This window comes from Pseudomonas sp. GW821-FHT07B01, assembly GCF_059419065.1.
Genome location: NZ_JBWKRA010000003.1, coordinates 90494 through 109362, shown reverse-complemented (window position 1 = coordinate 109362; position 18869 = coordinate 90494). Strand labels below are relative to the sequence as shown.

Sequence of the window (18869 nt, the reverse complement as noted above, 5' to 3'; positions counted from 1 at the left end):
GAAGTGTAGACGAGAAATTATATGCTTAGTCAAATGCCAGCAGGAACTAACAAGTCAAATTTGATTCATCATCTTGAAAAATATTTTTTAGAATTCTATTTTCCGGGTAGCAAGAGTTACTATGGTTGTAGGGTAAAGACTGAAATCGGATATTCTTATTTAGATGGATGGCAGCCAGCCGCTGCTTTGCAAGACGCATTTGCTTTTGTCTGCAATAGAGAGTCCTTTGTTTGGGCTGTACAGCGCAATGCTATAAATGTTGTGGATTTGATGGATTGGGCTGTGGCCAATATAGATGGAGATTTCACAAGGTCTCATGTCGATTTTATAGAGTCATCAGTGGTGAGAGAAGGGGCAATGCATAGTAAGAATTTGATAACTGATGTCGTTAGTTATATGAACTCCGATAGCGCGTTTGATCCCCCTTATACTGATATGCATGGAACGAATTTTGACATGCTATATATCTAACCCATTCTTACAATTAAGTGACCCGCTTCGGCGGGTTTTTTTATGCCTGCAAAGCGGGCGAAACATACCCAAGGGGTGCATCAACGTGGCAGAAGAAAACGAAATCGACCTGGAAAACCCGGCAATCAAGGCCGCTATCGCGACTGCCGTTGAAGCATCCGTTTCCGGTTTGAAGACCAAGAACTCGGAACTGCTGGGCAAGCTGAAGGAAACCTCCGGAAAGCTGACCCAGTTCGAAACCCAGTTTGACGGCATCGACATCGACGCCGTCAAAGGCCTGCTCAGTCGGGCGGGCCAGGACGAAGAAACCAAGCTGCTTACCGAGGGCAAGGTGGACGAGGTGTTCAATAAGCGCACCGAGCGCCTGCGTGGCGAGCATGACAAGCAGTTGAAGACGCTCGCCGGTCGCGCTGAAAAGGCTGAAGCCTTCGCCGCCAAGTTCCAGGGCAAAGTCCTGGGCGACTCGGTGCGCGGTGCAGCACTGAAAGCCGGCGCATTGCCGGAAGCAACCGACGACATCATCTTGCGCGCCAAAGGCGTGTTCTCACTGAGCGAAGAGGGCGAAGCGGTCGCTGTTGACGAGAATGGCCAAACCATCCTCGGCAAAGACGGCAAGACCCCTCTGACTCCGCTCGAATGGGCCGAGTCTCTCCGCGAAAGCGCACCCCACCTGTGGCCAAGGGCTTCAGGGACACATGCCCCGGGCGGGGGCGGCGGCCAGGCTGCATCCAAGCGCTCCGAAATGACCTCCGAGCAGAAGCGCGACTTCCAGCGCAAGCACGGCCAAACCGCATATCTCGCATTGCCCAAGTAAGGGGAAAAACCATGCCAACGACTGTCAACAGCGATCTGATCATCTACAACGATGAGGCGCAAACCGCATATCTAGAGCGCATCCAGGACAACCTGGACGTGTTCAACGCCTCGTCCAACGGCGCAATTGTTCTCGACAACGAACTGATCCAAGGCGACTTTCGCAAGCGTGCTTTCTACAAGCTCGGCGGCGGTCTGGAACACCGCGATGTCAACTCCGACGGCAAGGTCACCGCCAAGAAAATCGGCGCCGGCGAAGCTGTAGGCGTCAAGGCTCCGTGGAAATACGGCCCGTACCAGACCACTGAAGAGGCGTTCAAGCGTCGCGGTCGTGCAGTAGATGAGTTCTCCCAGATCATCGGCGCCGACGTAGCTGATGCGACCATCGAGGGCTTTATCGAGTACGCCACCGGCGCTCTCAAGGCTGCCATCGGTTCAAACGCCGCAATGGTGGTGTCTGCCAACATCGAAACCGACGGCAAGAAGACCCTGACCCGTGGCATGCGCAAATTCGGCGACAAGTTTGGTCGCATTGCTCTGTGGGTCATGCACTCGTCTGCCTACTTCGACATCGTTGATGAAGCGATCGCGAACAAGGTCTACGAAGAAGCTGGTGTCGTGATCTACGGCGGCCTGCCTGGCACCCTGGGCAAGCCGGTCCTCGTGACCGACAAGGCGCCAGTGGATGCGATCTTCGGCCTGCTGCCGAATGCCGTGGTCATCACCGAGTCCCAGGCTCCAGGCTTCCGCTCGTACGACGTGAACGACGAGGAAAACTTGGCAATCGGCTACCGCGCCGAGGGCACCGTCAACATCGATGTGCTGGGCTACAGCTGGAAGGAAACCACCGGCGGCACCAACCCAACGCTGGCGGCCGTCGGCTCCGCTGCGAACTGGGTCAAGCACTCGGACAGCAACAAGGTCACCGCCGGCGTGATGATCAATCTCACCACCACGCCACCAGTAGGCGGCTGATAACCACCCAGGAAGCGGCTAGCGATAGCCGCTACGGAGATTCCGATGGAACTCGTTTATACAAACCAGCTTGACGGCTTTGAGCCTGGCAAGCGTTACCGCGTCCCGGGCCTGTTCCGCAGTATTGAGCGCGATGCAACGGCAGTTACCGTGGTGGGTGACTATCCCGAAATCGTCACGGCATACGAAGATGCTGGCGTCGATGTGGTGGTAGCGTTGCCAGAGCCTGTTTTTGTCGGCACACAGGCGATCGCATCTGTTGAACTGTCCAAGCTGCTTGCCGATCTGCAAGGCGAGAGTGACGCCATGGTTCTGCTGGTCGACGGCCTGGAAGCTGGCGAAATCCACCGTCCAGAGGCTGGTGCACTGGCATTGCGCTTGTTTGAAGTGCTGGGCACCATCCACGCTTCAGTTGGAGAGCTGACCACTGAGCGTGACGGCCTGGACCTGACTGTCGACACACTGCGCGAAGAGATCGAGGCACTGAAGAAGGCCTCGATCACGCCACTGCCTGATGAAGTTGGCGAAATCGCTGCGCTGAAAGCAAAGCTCGATGAAGCCAAGGTCCAGTATCGGGCCAACGCCTCGAAAGAATCCTTGGAAAAGCTCGTCGCTGAGCTGGCCAAGACCTGATAATGCTGGCTACCGGTTGCGCGGTAGCCAATCTCAAACCATTCCAGCGAGTTGACGCATGACACTCATCATTGAGGACGGCACCGGCATGCCTGACGCCGAAAGCTACGCAAACGCTGAAGACCTCGCCCGGTATGCCGTGAAATTCGGCACGGTCATCCCCGCAGACGTCCCGGAGCAAGAAGCACTGCTGCGCCGGGCCGCCCTGGCGATGGATGGCATGACCTGGAAAGGGCGCAAGATGAGCAGCGAGCAGGCCTTGTCCTGGCCTCGCCGGGAAGTGCTGCTGGATCAGGAGATCAAGCCGAACAATTACCTGCCCGCACGGATCCAGTACGGGCAGATGGCTCTGGCCGCAGAGATCCACCAGGACGACATCGACCCAATCGACAGGCGCAAGGGTGCTGTGACGCTGGAGCGCGTCGAGGGTGCGGTAACTCGGGAGTACGCGACCATATCCAATACCAGCAACCGACTTCTGCCGGCGGCGCCGGACCGGCCGAGTGCAACGCAGTTTGCTGATTATCTAACCAAGCGGGGCCTTTTTGCAGTTAGAGCCTAAAGCCCTATGTCGTCACTAAGTTTCTCGCCGGTATACCAAGACAAGGCGCGACCTCCGTCCTTAAAGCAGAGTGCCTGCGTAACAGAATCCAGCTTCTCCAGATTTACGTTGGGATTTCTATCCCTGGGGAAGCAATCGTCCATGATTTGAGCGGCGAGGCCGGCGATTACAGGATGCTGCTCGGAAAGCGCTTTAGCTAGCGCATGGGCGGCTGTAACTTTTTTGGCATTAACATTGCCACAGCTGCTTTGCACGGCCTGCTTAAGCTTGTGAGCGGCATCTAACAGTTCGGTATGCATCTTTCTAATTTCAATTCTAGGCAGGTGGATCATGGCATTTTATGACGAAATGGCCGTGATGGCTCTGGAGATGATCACAGAGTTCGGCCAGCCCGTGACCATCAGCAAGATAGAGTCTGGCGAGTACGACCCGGAGACGGGCGGCGAGGCGCCGGGGGCTACTATCGAACAGATCGCTCAGGGCATCCTGCTCGACTTCACCGGCATCGAATTCCAGAATAACAGCCTCATCAGGCAGGGCGACAAGAAACTCAAGATCGCCGCGCAAGGATTGGCCTGGGTACCGGGTCTGCTCGACAAGGTGGTAGCTCAGGGCCGTATCTGGTCAATCGTGCCGCCGCAGAATGAGGTCAACCCTGCCGGTACGCCGATCCTGTATGAACTGCAGGTGCGGTCATGAGCCGGGCAGGCGTCGGACAATCCGGCAGCTTCGCCCTGAGCCTGGCCGAGTTCGCTACTCAGACGGGGGAAGCCATTGATGCCAGTGTGCGCGAGATCATCATCGAGGTCGGCAGCAGTCTGATCCGTATGTCTCCGGTAGGTAACCCGGAGATTTGGGCGCAGAACGCAGTAGCGACCGAGTACAACAAGGCCGTTGACGATCACAACAGCGCGGTGCGCAGCGACCCGGCCAACCTCACGAAGGGCGGCAGGCTCAAGAAGGGTCGCAAGCTCAACGATGGCATGGACATCAAGGCGCCTGAAGGCTATGTCGGTGGCCGGTTCCGAGCGAACTGGCACATCTCGCTGGGCGTGGTCGAGAGCGTCACCTACGACGAGGTAGACCCAAGTGGCGCCGAAACCACTGCTGCTCTGGTCGCGGCAATGAGCGACTTCACTGCCGGCCAGATGGCCTACATCATCAACAATTTGCCCTACGCGATCCCGCTGGAGTTCGGCCATTCCACCCAGGCCCCCGGCGGCATGGTCCGGGTAACCGTGGCTCGCTTCCAGCAGATCGTGCTGGAGGCCATCAGGAACAACCAGGTATGAAGTTCGAAGGCGTGCCGGTTCGCCCGGTGATGCGTTACACCCTTTGCGAGTGCGGCGGAAGGCTGATGCAAGTCGAAAACGCCCCGGTACTGCTGTCGTTTCCTGCGCAGTACCTGCATCAGTGTGGGCTTTGTGGTCGACATCAAAGCCTACATGGCGTATCGCCCGCGCTTGTGTACGAGGTGGCCTGATGTCACACGCAATCATCGCCTCGATCTACGAGGCCAAGCTCATCGCCTGGAACGCTGCCAGGCCGGAGAAGCTGAAGATCGTGTTCGAGAACACTGCTTACGCGCCGGCGGCGGGTGAAACCTACCTGCGGGCATTCACGATCCCAGGCGACACCGCGAGCAACACGCTCGGCGGTGATCACCGGCTTTATACCGGCGTATTTCAGGTCAGCATCATCGCGCCGGCCGGCACCGGCAAAGCGAAGACAAACCCACTTGCCGCCGAGATCATCGCGCTATTCCCGCTGTACGTGCGAGAAGTAAAGAACGGTTTCGTAGTGACGCCCATGACGCCCGTAGACGTCGGGCCTGGCATTACCGGCGACTCAAGCTACACCGTGCCGCTCTCGTTTACCTACCGCTCCGATACCACCCCGTAACTCGCCCGTTGGGCAACTCCTGACCCGCCATGAGCGGGTTTTGTCATTTCTGCAAAGAGGAAAACCCATGTCTGTCTATTTCCCCAACGGGGCAACACTGGCGCTCTCCACCGGCTTTGCCGCTGCGAAGGTGATTGCGAGCATCACAAACGCAAACCCAGGTGTGGCTACCGCACTCGCCAACGGCTTCGCCAATGGTGACATCCTGCTTATCACCTCCGGATGGGAGGACATCAACGAGCGGGCCGTGCGTGTTGCCGCTGCTGCTGCCGGCGCCTTCACCCTGGAAGGTATCGACACCTCGAATACCTCGTTCTTTCCCGACGGCATCAGTGCAGGTACGGCCAAAAAGGTCACCGGCTGGGTTGCGGTGAGTCAGGTTATCGGCAACTCGATGTCTGGCGGTGAGCAGCAGTACTGGACGTACGCGCCACTCGAAGCGCGCCGCGACAAGCAGATTCCAACCACCAAGAACGCGCAGGCTTTTGCCTTCCAGCTGGCCGATGATGACAGCCTGGCTTGGTACGAAGAGCTCGATAAGGCTGACCGCGAGAAGGAAGTACGCATCCTGCGTATGTCGCTGCCCAACGGCAAGACGATCTACTACGCCGGTTACGCTTCCTTCAACAAAAGCCCGACCCTGGTGCGTAACGAAGGTGCTGCAGTTGCGTTCGGCTTCACTATCAACGCCGAGATCACCGCGTATCGCGCGCCTGTTGTCGCTGGCGGCGGGGCTTAATCATGGCGAAGTTCAAGATTGCCCAATCACCGACGTTCCTGGGGGCCGTGATGGTCCCGGTAGTCGGCCAGGATCCGGTGAAGGTCGGGTTCACCTTCAAATACCGAAACCGGATCGAGCTTGCAACGTTGTTTGATGAGTGGAACCAGCGGCGCAAGGACGGCCTCGATAAGTTCGGCGAAAAGCCCTCCGTGTCCGAAATCGTTGCCGTTGACACCGAAAACCAGATTCAGCAAATCAAGGATTTGGTTGTGGCTTGGGAGTTCGACGACAAATTTGACGACGAGAGCATCAAGGCGCTGGTGACTTCCTGTCAGGGCACAACCGAGGCAGTCGTAGACGCCTATCAGGATGCTTACTCCAAGGCCCGCACGGGAAACTAATACGCGCCGCCCGCGCCCTGTATGAGTCCCCGCCGGATGCCGAGCAGATCGCTGCTTTCGGCTGGGACGCAGAGGACATGGAAGAAGAGTTCGATGTTTGGCCGTGCCTTTGGCCAGCCTTCCTCTTGTTCGATCGGATGTCCACCCAGTGGCGTGCAGGCGCCGGCGGCGCAATTGGCCTCGACTACAACTGCATCCGCGACGTAGCCGGATTTCTCGGCATCAAAAAAAAGAAACTCGTTGACATCTTCCCTGACCTTCAGGTGCTGGAAGGCGAAGCCCTGCGCGTTATGGCGGAGGAAAGGGAAAACAGCCCGTAACCACGGGCACTTATTCAAGGTGAGTCGATGAACATTGCAGAACTCGGCGTCAAGATCGACTCGGCCGATGCAATCCAGGCGAAAACGAGCCTGGATGAAATGGCGAAGGCTGGCGGCCGGGCCGAGCAGTCCGCTGTTTCGCTGATGAACGAAATGCAGGCGCTGGAGAAATCGCTTTCCACCAGCGCCAAGACCACCCAGGATCTGGCAAAGCAGCGTGACGCTCTCGCCAAGCTGACCAAGACCGGCGCCTATGGCGAGGCCGAGGCGGCGAAGATCTCCGCTCAGTTAGACAAGCAGCAGATCGCCCTGGCCAAGTCTGCCCTCGACGAACAGAAGGCCCTGAACAGCCTGCTGGGCGCCATCGACCCAGCTCGCGCTGCCCTCGCCAAGCTGGATACGCAGGTCGAGCAGCTTGGCAAACACCTGGATGCCGGCCGTATCAGCCAGGACCAGTACAACACTGCCCTGAGCAAGATCGACAAGGATTACGCCAAGCTCGAAAAGACCTCCACCGGTTTCGACAAGCTGCGCCTCGGTACCCGGCAGGCTCAGGAAAACGTTGTTCAGCTTGGTAACGCGCTATCGTCGGGTGACTGGGGCAGCGGCGTGCGTGCCGTGGCTCAATTGGGCGCCGGTGCTGGGGCAGGTGCTGCTGGGCTTCTCGCTATCCTGGCACCTTTGGCCCTCGCCACTGCTGCTGTAGGCGGCCTTGCCTACGCGTATCACAAAGGCAGTGAAGAGCAGGACAGCTACAACAAGTCGCTAATTCTCACTGGTAACTATGCCGGTGTCAGCGCTGGGCAACTAGGCGATATGGCGCGGCAGGTAAGCGCAACGGTCGGCACCACCGGTCAAGCAGCCGCAGTGCTGGCGATGCTGGCCGACAACGGCAAGATCGCAGGCGAGAGTTTCACCGGGATCACCCAAGCCGCCGTGTCGATGCAGGAAGCTACTGGCAAGGCAGTGAGCGAGACGGTTTCCGAGTTCTCCAAGCTGGCCGAAGACCCAGTGAAAGCATCCGCCGCGCTAAATGAACAGTACCACTACCTGACGGCTTCGGTTTACTCGCAAATCGTGGCTCTGGAGAAGCAGGGCGATCACGCCGCCGCGGTAAAGCTCGCAACCGATACTTATGCCGATGCGATCAACGACCGCACGCCAAAGATTCTGGCGAACCTAAGCCTTTGGGAGAAGGCGTACAACGCAGTTGCGCGCGCTGCTGACGGCATCAAAAATATCGGTCGTCGCGACATCAACACGGATATCGAAAGCGCCAAGGCCGACCTCCTTGAAGCGCAGAACATGGACGGCTTGTTCCAGAACAAGAAGTCCAAGGATGCACTGATCGAGTTCCGGCAGAATCGCCTGAACATGTTGGAAGACGAGAAGGCTGCGCAGGCCGATATCGCCAAGTGGGAGGGTGAGCAGGCCAAGGCTCAGGGTGATGCCGTATCGTCAATGACGAAAATTGACGCCTTGACCAAGTCTGCGTGGACAAATGAGCAAAAGCGCACGGAGGCGGTCAAGGAGTACAAGCGGCAACTCGAAAACATCCGAAAAGTTGCGCCGAACGACCCGCGATTGAACCAAGCAGCGATCGACAAGAACCTGGCGAATATCAATGATCAGTTCAAGGACCCGAAAGCGCCTGGCACTCAGGTAGATCTGACCGGCTTCAATGACGCGAAGAACAATCTGACTTCTATTGCCGCTGACTACAAAAACTACCAGAAGGAACTGGATGCGGCGCAAAAGGCCGGGCTGATATCTGAGGCTGACTACCTTCTGCGACGCCAAGCCCTGATCGGCAACGAGCGTGACCAGGTGACGGCAGCCTATGAAGCCGAGATCAGCGCGTTAGAAGCTGCCAAGGGCAAGAAGACCACATCCGCAGCGCAAAGCATCCAGTTGGACCAAAAAATCGCCGACGCACGCACAGGTATGGTCAAGGCGCAGAAAGACGCTGACAGCCAGCTTGAAGTGCTGGCGACCAATGAGAGTGGGCGACTCGCCAAGCAGGAGCGCGCGATCAGTACCTACGTGCAGGCGCTGGGGCAGCAGCAGCGCGCCCTGGAGCTTGCAGGGCAGCGCGCCGTGTTGGGTGTGGGTCAGGGGGATCGCCAAAACGCATTGAGCGGTCAGCTGAACAGCCAGCAAGACCGGTTTGCTCAGCAGTCGCTTGAGCTGGAAAACCAGCGCTCCGACCCCTCGCGAAACATGTCGGAGGAAGAATTCAAACGGAAGTCGCAGGCGCTCGCAGACGCGAACAAGGCCGCCACTGACCAGATCCGGCAGAACTACGCTGACGTGGAGAATGCACAGGGCGATTGGACGAAGGGCGCAACGGCTGCATGGGAAAACTACCTGGATTCGGCAAGAGACATTGCCGGCCAGACCAAGAGCCTTTTCGGCAGCGCCTTCAGCTCCATGGAAGACTCCATCGTCAACTTTGCCATGACCGGTAAGGCGTCGTTCTCGGACTTTGCTAAATCGATCCTGGCTGACATGGCGCGCATTGCCACCCGTCAGGCTAGCTCGGCGTTGCTGGGTAGTCTGGTGGGAGCGGCGGCCAGCTACTTTGGTGGCAGCGCTGCCGGAGGTAACGGCCTGGCCGCGGGATCCGCTGGTGCGGCATCTTCGAACCTTGGCGCATCGGCTGGCGGCTACTCGGGCTCGTACTTTCCCCAGGCGATGGGCGGCGCTTGGTCTGGCGGCGTGCAAATGTTCGCCGACGGCGGCGCCTTCACCAACTCCATCGTTAGCAAGCCCACGGCGTTCGGCATGGCCAACGGCAAAACCGGCGTAATGGGTGAGGCTGGTGAAGAGGCAATCATGCCTCTGACCCGTACGTCGAGCGGCAAGCTGGGCGTAATGGCAATGGGGGGCGGCGGTTCCGGTTCAACGCAGATCAACGTTGAAGTGCACATCGATGGCGACGGCAATGCCTCGTCGAGTGCAGACGCACCTGGCTATGACCTGTTCGGCAAGGAGCTGGCGACCTTTATAGAGCAGAAGTATCAAGAGCTGCGCTCGAAGGACATGCGCCAGGGCGGCGTCATCAACAAAGCAATCAAGGGGCGCTAATGACTATCGAACGATTCACCTGGGCGACGGAGAAGGGCGCGGAGGGCGATATTGCCCAGCGCATCCGCTCCAAGAAGTTTGGCGATGGTTATGAGCAATCGGTCGAAGATGGCCTGAACAATCAGTCGGAATCCTGGCCGGTGACGTTTACCGGTATGGCAGTGCGAATCCTGGAGATCAGGAAGTTCCTCGACAAACACAAAGGGGCAAAGGCGTTTCTCTGGACGCCACCCCTTGGCGTGCTTGGGCTCTACAAGTGCAACGGCTATAAGCCGGTGCACCGCGGCGGCCAGGTCTACGCCATCACCGCCACCTTCGAACAAACCTTTCATCCCTGAGACCTACCCATGGCATTGATCGCGGACATCCAGAAACTGGAGCCCGGCGGCGAGATTCGCCTGTTCGAAATTGACGGGACCGAATACGGTGCAGATTACCTGCGCTTCCACGGTCACGCGATCCCGCACACGCCAGAAGAATTGCTGGCCTATGAGGGATCGGAAGAGGATCTGCCCGCCAAGTCGATTATCTGGCAGGGCCAGGAATACGCAGCTTGGCCGGTGCAGATTGAGGGTATTTCCTCGAGCAGCGACGGCACCGCCTCTCGGCCAACCTTTGCCGCAGGCAACGTCAACGGTCGCGTCACAGCGTTATGCTTGGCCTTCGAGGACATGCTCAAGTTCAAGCTGACTGTCCGTGAGACGCTGGCGCAGTACCTGGACGCCGCCAATTTCCCCGAGGGCAACCCAACTGCCGACCCGACCCAGGAGGCGTTGGAGATCTGGTACATCGACCAGAAAACCAGTGAGGATGGCGAGGCGGTGGTTTGGGAGCTGTCGTCCCCTGGAGAGATCGATAACCACGGTTTGCCAGGCCGGCAGATGACAACGTTCTGTCACTGGGCCATGACCAACGGGTACCGCGGGCCAGATTGCGGCTACACCGGCGCCGCCATGTTCGACGACGAGGACAACCCCACTGATGACCCTGCCAAGGATCAGTGCAAGGGCTGCCTGTCGTCCTGCAAGTTGCGCTTCGGTGAAAACAACGAGCTGTCCTTCGGTGGATTCCCTGCCGTCTCCCTCATTGCCCGGAGCTGACCATGCGCAAGCACATTATCGCGGCCATCCAGGCGCACGCGGCGGCCGAGTACCCGAAAGAGTGCTGCGGCCTGTTGCTGGCCGTCGGGCGCGCACAGAAGTACTTCCCGTGCCGGAACATCGCCACGGAGCCGAACGAAGAGTTCCGGCTGGATCCCGAGGACTACGCCGCTGCGGAAGACCTAGGTGAAGTGATCGGCATCGTTCACTCGCACCCGGACGCTACCAGCAGGCCGTCACCGCATGACCTGGCCATGTGCGAGGCCACGGCCTTGCCCTGGCACATTTTGTCGTGGCCCGAGAGCGACATGCGCACGATCATGCCAACGGGCAGCACGTCGTTGCTCAAGCGTCCGTTCGTGCACGGCGCCTGGGACTGCTGGCAGGTCTGCGCCGATTGGTACCAGCGCGAATGGGGTTTGGAATTTGAAGCCTTCAAGCGCACTGATGGCTGGTGGGAGAGCGCAGAAAGCACCAGTCTGTACGAGGCGAACTACGCCGCCGCTGGCTTCGAGCGGGTCGACACCCCTCAGCGCGGCGACATGATCGTTATGCAGGTCGGGCGCACGGCTCACCCGAACCATGCCGGGATTTACCTGGGTACCGATCCGGCGTTACCAGAGGAAGAGTCGGGCGCCTTCGGGCCTGGCCCCTTCTTGCTGCACCACCTGTACGGCAGGCCGTCCGAGATCATCGTCTACGGCGGACCATGGCATGACCGAACACGCCTGATCCTCAGGCACAAAGACAGGCGTGCATCATCTGATGTGAAGGAGGTACTTCAGCAAGTTAATGGACGGTGAGCAGCAGTGGGTTCTCTTCTTCAAAGATGTTTTGCTCAGGCATATTTCTGGAGAAAAAACCCTCAAATACCACCTGGAATCTCTCCCGACAGTCGTATAGCTGTGCTCTCTTGAGGTTACGTATTTTGTAGCCGTCATTCCGATCGAGGTGGCAGCCAAATGAAAGGAAACAGTGGCTGAAGATGCGAAACACCTGCCAGTAGAGCTGAGGGTCGATTTCCTCTTCCTTGGCCAATTGGTAGAGAGCCCACTCTAAGAGCCAGTATTCATCTTGTGCCCAGAGCGCGTGCTCGTGTAGCTGGCCATTGAATGAGTTTTCGTCGTAGTCATCGCACCGCGGGAAGTTTCTTTGAACTACAAATCGAGGGTCCATCACGAGGTTCCTTATGTCTGCGTGGCAGACAGTTCTTTATCCACGACGATGATCTAAGCTCGGAGGGCCACATGCAAATCATACACCGCTACATGCTGACCATTCATGACCTCTTCACCATCACCGGTGGCGGTATCTGCGGCGCTGAAGCCGAAGTCGCCATTCTTGATGGCGGTGTCGAGATGGATCGCGTGAAATTTTCCGGCAAGTGCCAGAGCAAAGGCGGCTACAGCCGCAGCTACCATGGCAAGTCAGGGCTTCAGGCTGCGCTTGTATCTGGTCCGGGTAGAATTGATTTTGGCTTGGCGCAGGCAGCCGCTATCTAGGCTCTTCGCCGCCGCCCATGAACTCATCGGTTCCGAGCCTGTGCGACCCATACCTCACAGTGTGGCCATTACCCAGGCGCTCGGCCTCTATCTCCGCGACATGCTTGTCGGCGTAGATGTCAATAAAGCTCCATGGATCATTACGGCCCACTGCCCATCCCAGTACCCACCCAGGCATGTCTGGGTCTGCAGGTAGATTCTTTGCGAGGCTTCTGATTGACATGCCCTATCCCTGGCTGCTGTATATGAAGGCGCAAAGCTACTACGGCTGAATCCAATCCCGTTACTGGGTTTGCGTCCAGGCTGGATGGGTGGACAGGGGGCTTTCCATCGCTCTGCTGTATAGTGCTAAAGTGCCATCTTTTGCTAGGAGCACTGAAATGGTCAGCGGAACTTTGCTGCGGGTTGCCACGGAGATTGAAATTGCGAGGCTTCAAAATCTGTTAGAGCAAGACACCAATAACAGTATTCGGGCGGTGCGCAATGGATCTGAAGTTCTGGGCGAAACTGTGCTTGCGATCTTGCATGGTGGCAAATATGCCGGTTTCTGCACGTTCAGAGCTGGCGGCAATGAAATCTTCCCACTAGTTGTCTTCGACCCATTTCGCGGAATCGGGGTAGGCTTCTCCGCTATGCAGCAGCTGATCGGGATGTTGCGGGAGGACGGGATCCGAGACGTGAGCATTGAGGTGCTACCAGGGGCCGAAGCTTTCTGGAAGAAGGTATTTGCCGGCTTCCCAGAGACAGCCCACTTTGGTGGAAAGAACTTTACATACGCCATTTAATGTTTCACTTAGGAAGCCCAGCCCCGCGCTGGGCTTTTTGCATCCTACTCCTCAGTGCTACAGTCCCGCCAAACCAAAGAGGGAACGACATGCGGATTTTGATAGCGGCGGTAGCGGTGGCGATGCTGGCGGGATGCGCTTCATCGGCGATTTCGGTGCGGGATGCGAAGCCGGTCCCGTCGGACGAGGTCTATGCCTTCCAGACTAAACCAGCTGGCGAGAGCGGAAAAATCATTGTGGTGCGCGACTCTGGCGCGGTGGGTTCTGGCTGCGACATCGTCGTTTATGTCGACGGCCGCAGGGCTGCAAAGATCGGAACTGGTCAGCGTGCCACATTCTACCTTCCGCCGGGCTCGCCCAATCTCGGTGCAGGCCTAGCTGGCTCTGGCTTGTGCGGGGGCGCTGCAATTCGAACCATTGCAGCAACGGTGCAGCCAGGCAAGGAAAGCCTGTACCGTATCAGCGGCGACATGGCTGGGTTCTACATAGGGCCTTATGTCGATTACAACTGAATCAAGAAAACCTTGAAACCGCCTCCGGGCGGTTTTTTATTGCCCGGAGAAAGTGATGCAGGCATCAGCGATCAACTACCAACCCATGACGACAGTTCGACTTCACGGGCAGCTCCGACAGTTTGGAAAGTCCTTCAAGCTTGCGGTCAAATCGCCGGCTGAGGCGATCAAAGCACTATGCGTGCAGATCCCTGGATTCGAGCGGTTTCTTTCGAATGCCAAGTCGCGCGGTCTTGAGTTCGCGGTGTTTCGCGATAAGCGCAATATCGGGGAGAAGGAGCTGAGTTACACCGGTGCCGGAGATATCCGCATTGCGCCCGTGGTCGTAGGCAGCAAGCGCGGCGGTATTCTTCAAACCATCGTCGGCGCGATCTTGATTGTTGTGGGTGTTATTTTCTCTGCAACGCCTTTCGGTACCCCGCTCATAGGTGCGGGCATCGGCCTTGTCGCCGGCGGCGTTATCCAAATGCTCAGCCCCCAGGCTGGCGGCCTCAAGACCAGTGCCGCGCCCGAGAATACACCCGGCTATGCGTTCGGCAGCGCCAAGAACACCACGGCATCGGGCAACCCGGTACCGCTCTGCTACGGCAAGCGCCGTGTCGGCGGGGCGATCATTGGCGCTGCCATTTACGCCGAGGACCAGATGTAGCAATGGCCGGAGCAAGCTACTGGTCACCGGAAGTTAGAGCGTGTGCAACTATTCGAATCGCCCCTTTTCTATGTCTCCGTGCTTGCTCTGTAGATAAATTGTGTAGGGCAAAATGAGGGTGTCTGCAATTCCAGACAGCCCCATATCTAGCAAAATTAATGACGCAGATGGGTATCCGTCAAACCCGGTGCTCTGACGCGGCGCTGCATCGAGTGTGCAGTAATCAAAAACGGCACCGCTGTAGATTCTCGGTACGGAATCGCAGTTCGAACTCCAACGAGCCAGCTTATTGCTCGCGACGGTGTCGTCTCGGAAAGTGGTGTTGACAGTTCCACAGCCTGTAGCTGATATCGCCGCTACAAGCACCAAAGCGTTTTTGAGCTTCATCACATTGGCTCCTTGCCAGAAAAGGTTGAGGTTAACCCAAGCCGCGATATCGCGGTTTTTTATTGCCTGGAGAAAAGCATGGGCGCAGCACGCAAGATCGACATCCACGGCGCCAAGGGCGGCGAAGAAAAACCAAAAGCGCCGACAGAAGCCCCGGACAGTCTGCGCTCCGTTGCCATTGCCAAAATGCTCATCGCTGTGGGCGAGGGGGAATTCGAAGGCACACCAACCGCCAGGGACATCTACCTCGACAACACTCCGCTGCAAGACCCCCAGGGCAACATGAACTTCCCGAACGTGAAGTGGGAGTGGCGCACCGGGGCCGTGGACCAGACCTATATCCAGGGGATCCCGTCGGTCGAGAACGAGACCACCATCAGCACCGAACTGCGCAGCGGCACCCCTTGGGTTAGGGCGATCAATAACACCCAGCTTTCCGCCGTGCGTGTGCGTTTCGCCTGGCCTGCGCTCCAGTCCGTGGACGCCGGGGGCAACATCAACGGGTACCGGATTGAATACAAGGTTGAGCTGGCCACTGATGGTGGTGCCTATCAGCAGGTACTGAGCGAGGCTGTCGACGGCAAGACCACCAGCGTGTATGAGCGCACCCGTCGTATAGATCTGCCCAAGGCCACTACCGGCTGGTTAATGCGCATCACAAGGATCACGGTCAACCAAAACAACAACAAAATCTCCGACACCATGCAGATCGCCGGCTTCACTGAAGTGATCGACGCAAAGATCCGCTACCCGAACACGGCGCTGCTCTACATCGAGTTTTCCGCTGAGCAGTTCCGCAGCATCCCGGCCGTGACGGTCGAGACGAAGCTGAAGAAGATGCAGGTACCGAGCAACTACGACCCTGTGTCGCGCAGTTACTCGGGCGTTTGGGACGGCACCTTCAAGCAGGCCTGGACCGACAACCCTGTCTGGATGACCTACGACATCACCACCGCCGACCGCTTCGGCCTGGGCCGCCGCATCAAGCCGTGGATGGTGGACAAGTGGGAACTGTACCGAATATCGCAGTACTGCGACCAACTGGTGCCGGACGGGAAGAGTGGACAGGAGCCGCGCTTCATCTGCAACTTGAACCTGCAGAGCAAAGCCGATGCCTGGTCACTGCTGCGCGATATCTCGGCGATCTACCGAGGCATGACCTACTGGGCCCAAGGCCAGGTGTTCACTCTCTCGGATATGCCGCGGGCAACGGACTTCGACTTCGCCTATACCCGGGCCAACGTCCTCGACGGCAAGTTCACCTACTCGAGCGCGTCTGAGCGCACGCGCTACACCCGTGCACTGGTCAGCTATGACAACCCGCTGAACAACTACGACACCGACGTCACCGCCGTGACTGACCAGAAGCTGCAGCGGCGCTACGGCGATAACCCGCTGGAAATCAGCGCCATCGGTTGCACCCGCGAATCCGAGGCCCAGCGCCGCGGCAAGTGGGCGCTGCTGACCAACTCCAAGGATCGGGCAGTAACCTTCAAGGTTGGTTTGGATGGTCGTATCCCGCTGCCTGGCTACGTGATCCCGATTGCTGACGAACTGCTGGCCGGCCGTGCCATTGGCGGGCGTATATCGGCGGTAAACGGCAAGGTCATCAAACTGGACCGCGATACTCAGGCCAAGCCCGGCGACCGACTGATCCTCAACCTGCCTGACGGCAAGTGCGAGGGGCGTACCGTGGAAGTGGTCAGCGGTCGGCAGGTCACGGTCACCGTGGCGTACTCCGTGACACCTGAGCCGGAATTGGTGTGGGCGCTCGATGCTGACGACTTGGCAGTCCCGCTTTACCGGGTGGTCAGCGTGGCCAGGCCAGAGCCCGGCGTGTTCGAGATATCGGCCGTTCAGTACGACCCGAGCAAGTTCGCGCACATCGATACCGGCGCTCGCCTGGAAGAGCGCCCCATTAGCGTTATACCAATCACCGTGGTACCGCCGCCGGTCAGCGTCACGCTGACGTCGAGCTACGCGGTAAACCAGGGCATCGCGATCAGCACCATGAACATCTCGTGGCCTGCCGTAACTGGTGCCGTCGCTTATGACGTGGAGTGGCGTAAGGACAACGGCAACTGGATCAAGGTGCAGCGTACTGGCTCGACGAGCGTCGACGTCACCGGTATTTACTCGGGCGCCTACCTGGCTCGGGTTCGCGCATTGAGCGCCTTCGAAATCTCGTCGATCTGGAAAAACTCCAGCCTAACCAACTTGGAGGGAAAAACCGGCCTGCCGCCGGCAGTGTCGTTCCTGACCACCACCAGCGAGCTGTTCGGAATTGGCATCAAGTGGGGCTTCCCTGCTGGCGCCGAGGACACCCAGCGGACCGAACTTTGGTATGGCCCGGCGAATAGCCTGCCGGCTGCGACGAAGCTGGCTGACCTGGCATACCCGCAGGCCGACTACCGTATGCAATCGCTGTTGGCGGGCGCTCGGTTCTTCTTCTGGGCGCGCTTGGTGGACCGGACCGGCAACATCGGGCCGTTCTATCCGGTGGTGAATGGAGTGATAGGGCAGGCCAGTTCACAGGCCGGCCCGATCCTTGATCTGATCGCCGGCCAGATTGGCGAAACGGAGTTGGCCAAGGAGCTACTAGACGAGATTGAGCTCATCTCTGGCTCAGGCCCTGGATCGGTGAATGAACGGCTGGAACAGGCCAAGCAGGAGCTGGAAGACCTGATCGACCAGATAACGGACGCTCTGGTCTACGATCCTGCCAAAACCTACGCCGCCGGCGATGTGGTGCGGCAGGGCCAGCATTTGTACCAAGCCACCGGGCCAGTACCGAAAAACACCACGCCTCCCAACGCCGCTTACTGGTTCGACATAGGCACCATTGCCGAAACAACCCAGGCCATGGCGGTCCAGATCCAGCAAAACAAGGCATCCATCGACACCGTGGACGGCAAGGTCACTGCCCAAGCATCTGCGGTGCAATCGCTTCAGGCAAGCTGGAGGGAGGATGACGGGGAAGGGTCACTGACAGACGCGCTGCAGAACTGGGACGCGGCTGCCAAGTTTGCCCAGCAGGTGAAGGTGCAAGCCTCCGACAACCTGGCCATGGTCGAGCGCACGACGTCGCTGGATGCGGCAGTAGGCGCGAACAGGGCCAGCTTGACCACGCTGGAACAGGTGGTGGCCACTGACAAGCAGGCGACAGTCACCCGACTGGAACAGTTGAAAAGCAGTATCGACGGCAACACAGCCGCGATTGGCGTGGAGTCATCGACGAGGGCCGATGGTGACAGCGCCCTTAGCACGCGCATCGACCAAATGGGGGCAAGCGTCGGCAGCAACGCCGCGGCGATAACCCAGGAGGCGCTCACCAGGGCGAATGCGGATACCGCACTTGGTCAAAGAGTCGACACCACGCAGGCTCAAGTTGACGAGAACTCGTCAGCCGTTCAGACGGTTACCAAATCTCTGGCCGACACCACCAAGGCCGTCGCCTCGCAGTCAACCACGCTTCAGGCTGTTGTGGGTGGCGGGCGAGACGGTACCGACGAGGGAGACCTGGCCAGCGCGCTCAGCGAGTGGAAGAGCACGGCGGCGATCCAGATAACAGCCAAGGCCCAGGCCGACACCGATGGAAAGCTGTCCACCATGTGGGCGGTGAAGATGCAGGTGAACTCAAACGGCCAGTACGTGGCTGCTGGGATTGGTCTGGGCATTGAGCAGAATGCCGATGGCTTGCTGCAAAGCCAGTTCCTGGTGAGTGCTGACCGGTTTGCCGTGGTGAACACGCTTTCCGGAGGCGGGCTGACAACCCCATTCGTTGTGAGCAACGGCCAAGTATTTATGCGGTCGGCAATGATCGAGGACGGCACTATAACAATGCTGAAGATCGGCCAGGCGCTGCAATCAGACAACTATGTGGCCGGCGTACAGGGATGGCTTTTGGATAAGGCGGGGAACCTTGAATTCAACGGGCCAGCACCTGGTGGCGGCCGTCTATCAATGACGAATCGGGCCATCAAGGTATACGACGCAAGTGGTCGCAAACGTGTACAGCTTGGAGATCTAGACGCATGAGCCATGGTGTA

The 18869-nt window shown here is 58.5% G+C and carries 25 protein-coding genes; 21 read left to right on the top strand and 4 right to left on the bottom strand.

The window, feature by feature from the left end; all coding sequences use genetic code 11:
* The first annotated feature begins 21 nt into the window (after positions 1 to 21).
* The 5 genes from AC07S6_RS04540 to AC07S6_RS04520 all read left to right on the top strand — a co-directional run bounded on the left by AC07S6_RS04540 (position 22) and on the right by AC07S6_RS04520 (position 3454).
* Entirely contained in the window at positions 22 to 471 is a 450-nt protein-coding gene (locus AC07S6_RS04540) for a hypothetical protein (RefSeq protein WP_169918317.1), read from the top strand.
* Positions 472 to 556: 85 nt separating this feature from the next.
* Entirely contained in the window at positions 557 to 1285 is a 729-nt protein-coding gene (locus AC07S6_RS04535; protein ID WP_169918318.1) for a hypothetical protein, read from the top strand.
* A gap of 11 nt (positions 1286 to 1296) precedes the next feature.
* Positions 1297 to 2259 (top strand): major capsid protein, encoded by a 963-nt coding sequence (locus AC07S6_RS04530; RefSeq protein WP_169918319.1) that lies wholly within the window; start codon positions 1297 to 1299, stop codon positions 2257 to 2259.
* 45 nt (positions 2260 to 2304) lie between these two features.
* Positions 2305 to 2892, top strand: coding sequence for a hypothetical protein (locus AC07S6_RS04525; RefSeq protein WP_169918320.1), 588 nt, complete (start codon positions 2305 to 2307; stop codon positions 2890 to 2892).
* Positions 2893 to 2950: 58 nt separating this feature from the next.
* Positions 2951 to 3454 (top strand): DnaT-like ssDNA-binding protein, encoded by a 504-nt coding sequence (locus AC07S6_RS04520; protein ID WP_169918321.1) that lies wholly within the window; start codon positions 2951 to 2953, stop codon positions 3452 to 3454.
* Here the strand turns inward: AC07S6_RS04520 and AC07S6_RS04515 are convergent.
* Complete coding sequence (locus AC07S6_RS04515) at positions 3451 to 3753, bottom strand: hypothetical protein (RefSeq protein WP_060765023.1); 303 nt, start codon at positions 3751 to 3753, stop codon at positions 3451 to 3453. The genes AC07S6_RS04520 and AC07S6_RS04515 overlap by 4 nt on opposite strands.
* Before the next feature lie 31 nt (positions 3754 to 3784).
* On the opposite strand from AC07S6_RS04515, the gene AC07S6_RS04510 reads away from it, so the two are divergent.
* From AC07S6_RS04510 to AC07S6_RS04460, 11 genes are all read left to right on the top strand, one after another.
* The gene (locus AC07S6_RS04510; RefSeq protein WP_495111808.1) at positions 3785 to 4153 is read left to right on the top strand and encodes a hypothetical protein; all 369 of its coding nucleotides are present in this window, start codon (positions 3785 to 3787) and stop codon (positions 4151 to 4153) included.
* Positions 4150 to 4746, top strand: coding sequence for a hypothetical protein (locus AC07S6_RS04505; protein WP_060765021.1), 597 nt, complete (start codon positions 4150 to 4152; stop codon positions 4744 to 4746). The genes AC07S6_RS04510 and AC07S6_RS04505 overlap by 4 nt, the downstream gene beginning before the upstream one ends.
* Positions 4743 to 4937 carry a hypothetical protein gene (locus tag AC07S6_RS04500; RefSeq protein WP_169918322.1) on the top strand — a complete coding sequence of 65 codons (195 nt, stop codon included), beginning with the start codon at positions 4743 to 4745 and terminating at the stop codon, positions 4935 to 4937. The genes AC07S6_RS04505 and AC07S6_RS04500 overlap by 4 nt, the downstream gene beginning before the upstream one ends.
* Positions 4937 to 5356, top strand: a complete 420-nt coding sequence (locus AC07S6_RS04495; protein ID WP_169918323.1) for a phage tail terminator-like protein — start codon at positions 4937 to 4939, stop codon at positions 5354 to 5356. Before AC07S6_RS04500 ends, AC07S6_RS04495 begins: the two co-directional genes overlap by 1 nt.
* 67 nt (positions 5357 to 5423) lie before the next feature.
* Positions 5424 to 6095 carry a phage tail protein gene (locus tag AC07S6_RS04490; RefSeq protein WP_495111807.1) on the top strand — a complete coding sequence of 224 codons (672 nt, stop codon included), beginning with the start codon at positions 5424 to 5426 and terminating at the stop codon, positions 6093 to 6095.
* 2 nt (positions 6096 to 6097) lie between these two features.
* Positions 6098 to 6478, top strand: a complete 381-nt coding sequence (locus AC07S6_RS04485) for a phage tail assembly chaperone (RefSeq protein WP_072433992.1) — start codon at positions 6098 to 6100, stop codon at positions 6476 to 6478.
* On the top strand, positions 6478 to 6798 hold the full coding sequence (locus AC07S6_RS04480; RefSeq protein ID WP_419789567.1) for a DUF1799 domain-containing protein: 321 nt from the start codon (positions 6478 to 6480) through the stop codon (positions 6796 to 6798). The genes AC07S6_RS04485 and AC07S6_RS04480 overlap by 1 nt, the downstream gene beginning before the upstream one ends.
* Before the next feature lie 27 nt (positions 6799 to 6825).
* A complete protein-coding gene (locus tag AC07S6_RS04475; protein WP_236304301.1) occupies positions 6826 to 9885 on the top strand; it encodes a phage tail tape measure protein in 3060 nt (1019 codons plus the stop codon).
* Complete coding sequence (locus tag AC07S6_RS04470) at positions 9885 to 10223, top strand: phage tail protein (protein ID WP_236264702.1); 339 nt, start codon at positions 9885 to 9887, stop codon at positions 10221 to 10223. The genes AC07S6_RS04475 and AC07S6_RS04470 overlap by 1 nt, the downstream gene beginning before the upstream one ends.
* A 9-nt stretch (positions 10224 to 10232) precedes the next feature.
* Positions 10233 to 10985 (top strand): phage minor tail protein L, encoded by a 753-nt coding sequence (locus AC07S6_RS04465; protein WP_236264701.1) that lies wholly within the window; start codon positions 10233 to 10235, stop codon positions 10983 to 10985.
* Positions 10986 to 10987: 2 nt separating this feature from the next.
* Positions 10988 to 11788 carry a C40 family peptidase gene (locus AC07S6_RS04460; protein ID WP_236264700.1) on the top strand — a complete coding sequence of 267 codons (801 nt, stop codon included), beginning with the start codon at positions 10988 to 10990 and terminating at the stop codon, positions 11786 to 11788.
* Here AC07S6_RS04460 and AC07S6_RS04455 read toward each other — a convergent pair.
* Positions 11775 to 12161 carry an Imm41 family immunity protein gene (locus tag AC07S6_RS04455; RefSeq protein WP_236264699.1) on the bottom strand — a complete coding sequence of 129 codons (387 nt, stop codon included), beginning with the start codon at positions 12159 to 12161 and terminating at the stop codon, positions 11775 to 11777. The two genes, AC07S6_RS04460 and AC07S6_RS04455, sit on opposite strands and share 14 nt — an antisense overlap.
* A gap of 71 nt (positions 12162 to 12232) precedes the next feature.
* On the opposite strand from AC07S6_RS04455, the gene AC07S6_RS04450 reads away from it, so the two are divergent.
* Positions 12233 to 12487 (top strand): hypothetical protein, encoded by a 255-nt coding sequence (locus AC07S6_RS04450; RefSeq protein ID WP_236264698.1) that lies wholly within the window; start codon positions 12233 to 12235, stop codon positions 12485 to 12487.
* Here AC07S6_RS04450 and AC07S6_RS04445 read toward each other — a convergent pair.
* Positions 12480 to 12710, bottom strand: coding sequence for a hypothetical protein (locus AC07S6_RS04445; RefSeq protein WP_236264697.1), 231 nt, complete (start codon positions 12708 to 12710; stop codon positions 12480 to 12482). The two genes, AC07S6_RS04450 and AC07S6_RS04445, sit on opposite strands and share 8 nt — an antisense overlap.
* Before the next feature lie 157 nt (positions 12711 to 12867).
* On the opposite strand from AC07S6_RS04445, the gene AC07S6_RS04440 reads away from it, so the two are divergent.
* The 3 genes from AC07S6_RS04440 (at position 12868) to AC07S6_RS04430 (ending at position 14433) form a co-directional block, all read left to right on the top strand.
* The gene (locus AC07S6_RS04440) at positions 12868 to 13272 is read left to right on the top strand and encodes a GNAT family N-acetyltransferase (RefSeq protein WP_495111806.1); all 405 of its coding nucleotides are present in this window, start codon (positions 12868 to 12870) and stop codon (positions 13270 to 13272) included.
* 89 nt (positions 13273 to 13361) lie between these two features.
* Complete coding sequence (locus AC07S6_RS04435; protein WP_125970248.1) at positions 13362 to 13784, top strand: hypothetical protein; 423 nt, start codon at positions 13362 to 13364, stop codon at positions 13782 to 13784.
* A gap of 55 nt (positions 13785 to 13839) precedes the next feature.
* A complete protein-coding gene (locus tag AC07S6_RS04430) occupies positions 13840 to 14433 on the top strand; it encodes a tail assembly protein (protein ID WP_236264695.1) in 594 nt (197 codons plus the stop codon).
* A 48-nt stretch (positions 14434 to 14481) separates the two neighbouring features.
* Here AC07S6_RS04430 and AC07S6_RS04425 read toward each other — a convergent pair whose 3' ends face one another.
* Positions 14482 to 14820: a YceK/YidQ family lipoprotein gene (locus AC07S6_RS04425; protein ID WP_236264694.1), complete on the bottom strand. Its 339-nt coding sequence runs from the start codon at positions 14818 to 14820 to the stop codon at positions 14482 to 14484.
* 78 nt (positions 14821 to 14898) lie between these two features.
* Between AC07S6_RS04425 and AC07S6_RS04420 the strand changes: the two genes are divergently transcribed.
* Positions 14899 to 18858: a TipJ family phage tail tip protein gene (locus tag AC07S6_RS04420; protein WP_495111805.1), complete on the top strand. Its 3960-nt coding sequence runs from the start codon at positions 14899 to 14901 to the stop codon at positions 18856 to 18858.
* Positions 18859 to 18869: the final 11 nt, after the last annotated feature.

Coding starts and splice junctions, on each gene's coding strand:
- AC07S6_RS04440 (WP_495111806.1), top strand. CDS start 12,868: ATGGTCAGCGGAACTTTGCTGCGGGTTGCCACGGAGATTGAAATTGCG.
- AC07S6_RS04450 (WP_236264698.1), top strand. CDS start 12,233: ATGCAAATCATACACCGCTACATGCTGACCATTCATGACCTCTTCACC.
- AC07S6_RS04510 (WP_495111808.1), top strand. CDS start 3,785: ATGGCATTTTATGACGAAATGGCCGTGATGGCTCTGGAGATGATCACA.
- AC07S6_RS04505 (WP_060765021.1), top strand. CDS start 4,150: ATGAGCCGGGCAGGCGTCGGACAATCCGGCAGCTTCGCCCTGAGCCTG.
- AC07S6_RS04530 (WP_169918319.1), top strand. CDS start 1,297: ATGCCAACGACTGTCAACAGCGATCTGATCATCTACAACGATGAGGCG.
- AC07S6_RS04470 (WP_236264702.1), top strand. CDS start 9,885: ATGACTATCGAACGATTCACCTGGGCGACGGAGAAGGGCGCGGAGGGC.
- AC07S6_RS04525 (WP_169918320.1), top strand. CDS start 2,305: ATGGAACTCGTTTATACAAACCAGCTTGACGGCTTTGAGCCTGGCAAG.
- AC07S6_RS04435 (WP_125970248.1), top strand. CDS start 13,362: ATGCGGATTTTGATAGCGGCGGTAGCGGTGGCGATGCTGGCGGGATGC.
- AC07S6_RS04465 (WP_236264701.1), top strand. CDS start 10,233: ATGGCATTGATCGCGGACATCCAGAAACTGGAGCCCGGCGGCGAGATT.
- AC07S6_RS04445 (WP_236264697.1), bottom strand. CDS start 12,710: ATGTCAATCAGAAGCCTCGCAAAGAATCTACCTGCAGACCCAGACATG.
- AC07S6_RS04540 (WP_169918317.1), top strand. CDS start 22: ATGCTTAGTCAAATGCCAGCAGGAACTAACAAGTCAAATTTGATTCAT.
- AC07S6_RS04475 (WP_236304301.1), top strand. CDS start 6,826: ATGAACATTGCAGAACTCGGCGTCAAGATCGACTCGGCCGATGCAATC.
- AC07S6_RS04490 (WP_495111807.1), top strand. CDS start 5,424: ATGTCTGTCTATTTCCCCAACGGGGCAACACTGGCGCTCTCCACCGGC.
- AC07S6_RS04520 (WP_169918321.1), top strand. CDS start 2,951: ATGACACTCATCATTGAGGACGGCACCGGCATGCCTGACGCCGAAAGC.
- AC07S6_RS04460 (WP_236264700.1), top strand. CDS start 10,988: ATGCGCAAGCACATTATCGCGGCCATCCAGGCGCACGCGGCGGCCGAG.
- AC07S6_RS04425 (WP_236264694.1), bottom strand. CDS start 14,820: ATGAAGCTCAAAAACGCTTTGGTGCTTGTAGCGGCGATATCAGCTACA.
- AC07S6_RS04500 (WP_169918322.1), top strand. CDS start 4,743: ATGAAGTTCGAAGGCGTGCCGGTTCGCCCGGTGATGCGTTACACCCTT.
- AC07S6_RS04455 (WP_236264699.1), bottom strand. CDS start 12,161: ATGGACCCTCGATTTGTAGTTCAAAGAAACTTCCCGCGGTGCGATGAC.
- AC07S6_RS04515 (WP_060765023.1), bottom strand. CDS start 3,753: ATGCATACCGAACTGTTAGATGCCGCTCACAAGCTTAAGCAGGCCGTG.
- AC07S6_RS04430 (WP_236264695.1), top strand. CDS start 13,840: ATGCAGGCATCAGCGATCAACTACCAACCCATGACGACAGTTCGACTT.
- AC07S6_RS04420 (WP_495111805.1), top strand. CDS start 14,899: ATGGGCGCAGCACGCAAGATCGACATCCACGGCGCCAAGGGCGGCGAA.
- AC07S6_RS04495 (WP_169918323.1), top strand. CDS start 4,937: ATGTCACACGCAATCATCGCCTCGATCTACGAGGCCAAGCTCATCGCC.
- AC07S6_RS04485 (WP_072433992.1), top strand. CDS start 6,098: ATGGCGAAGTTCAAGATTGCCCAATCACCGACGTTCCTGGGGGCCGTG.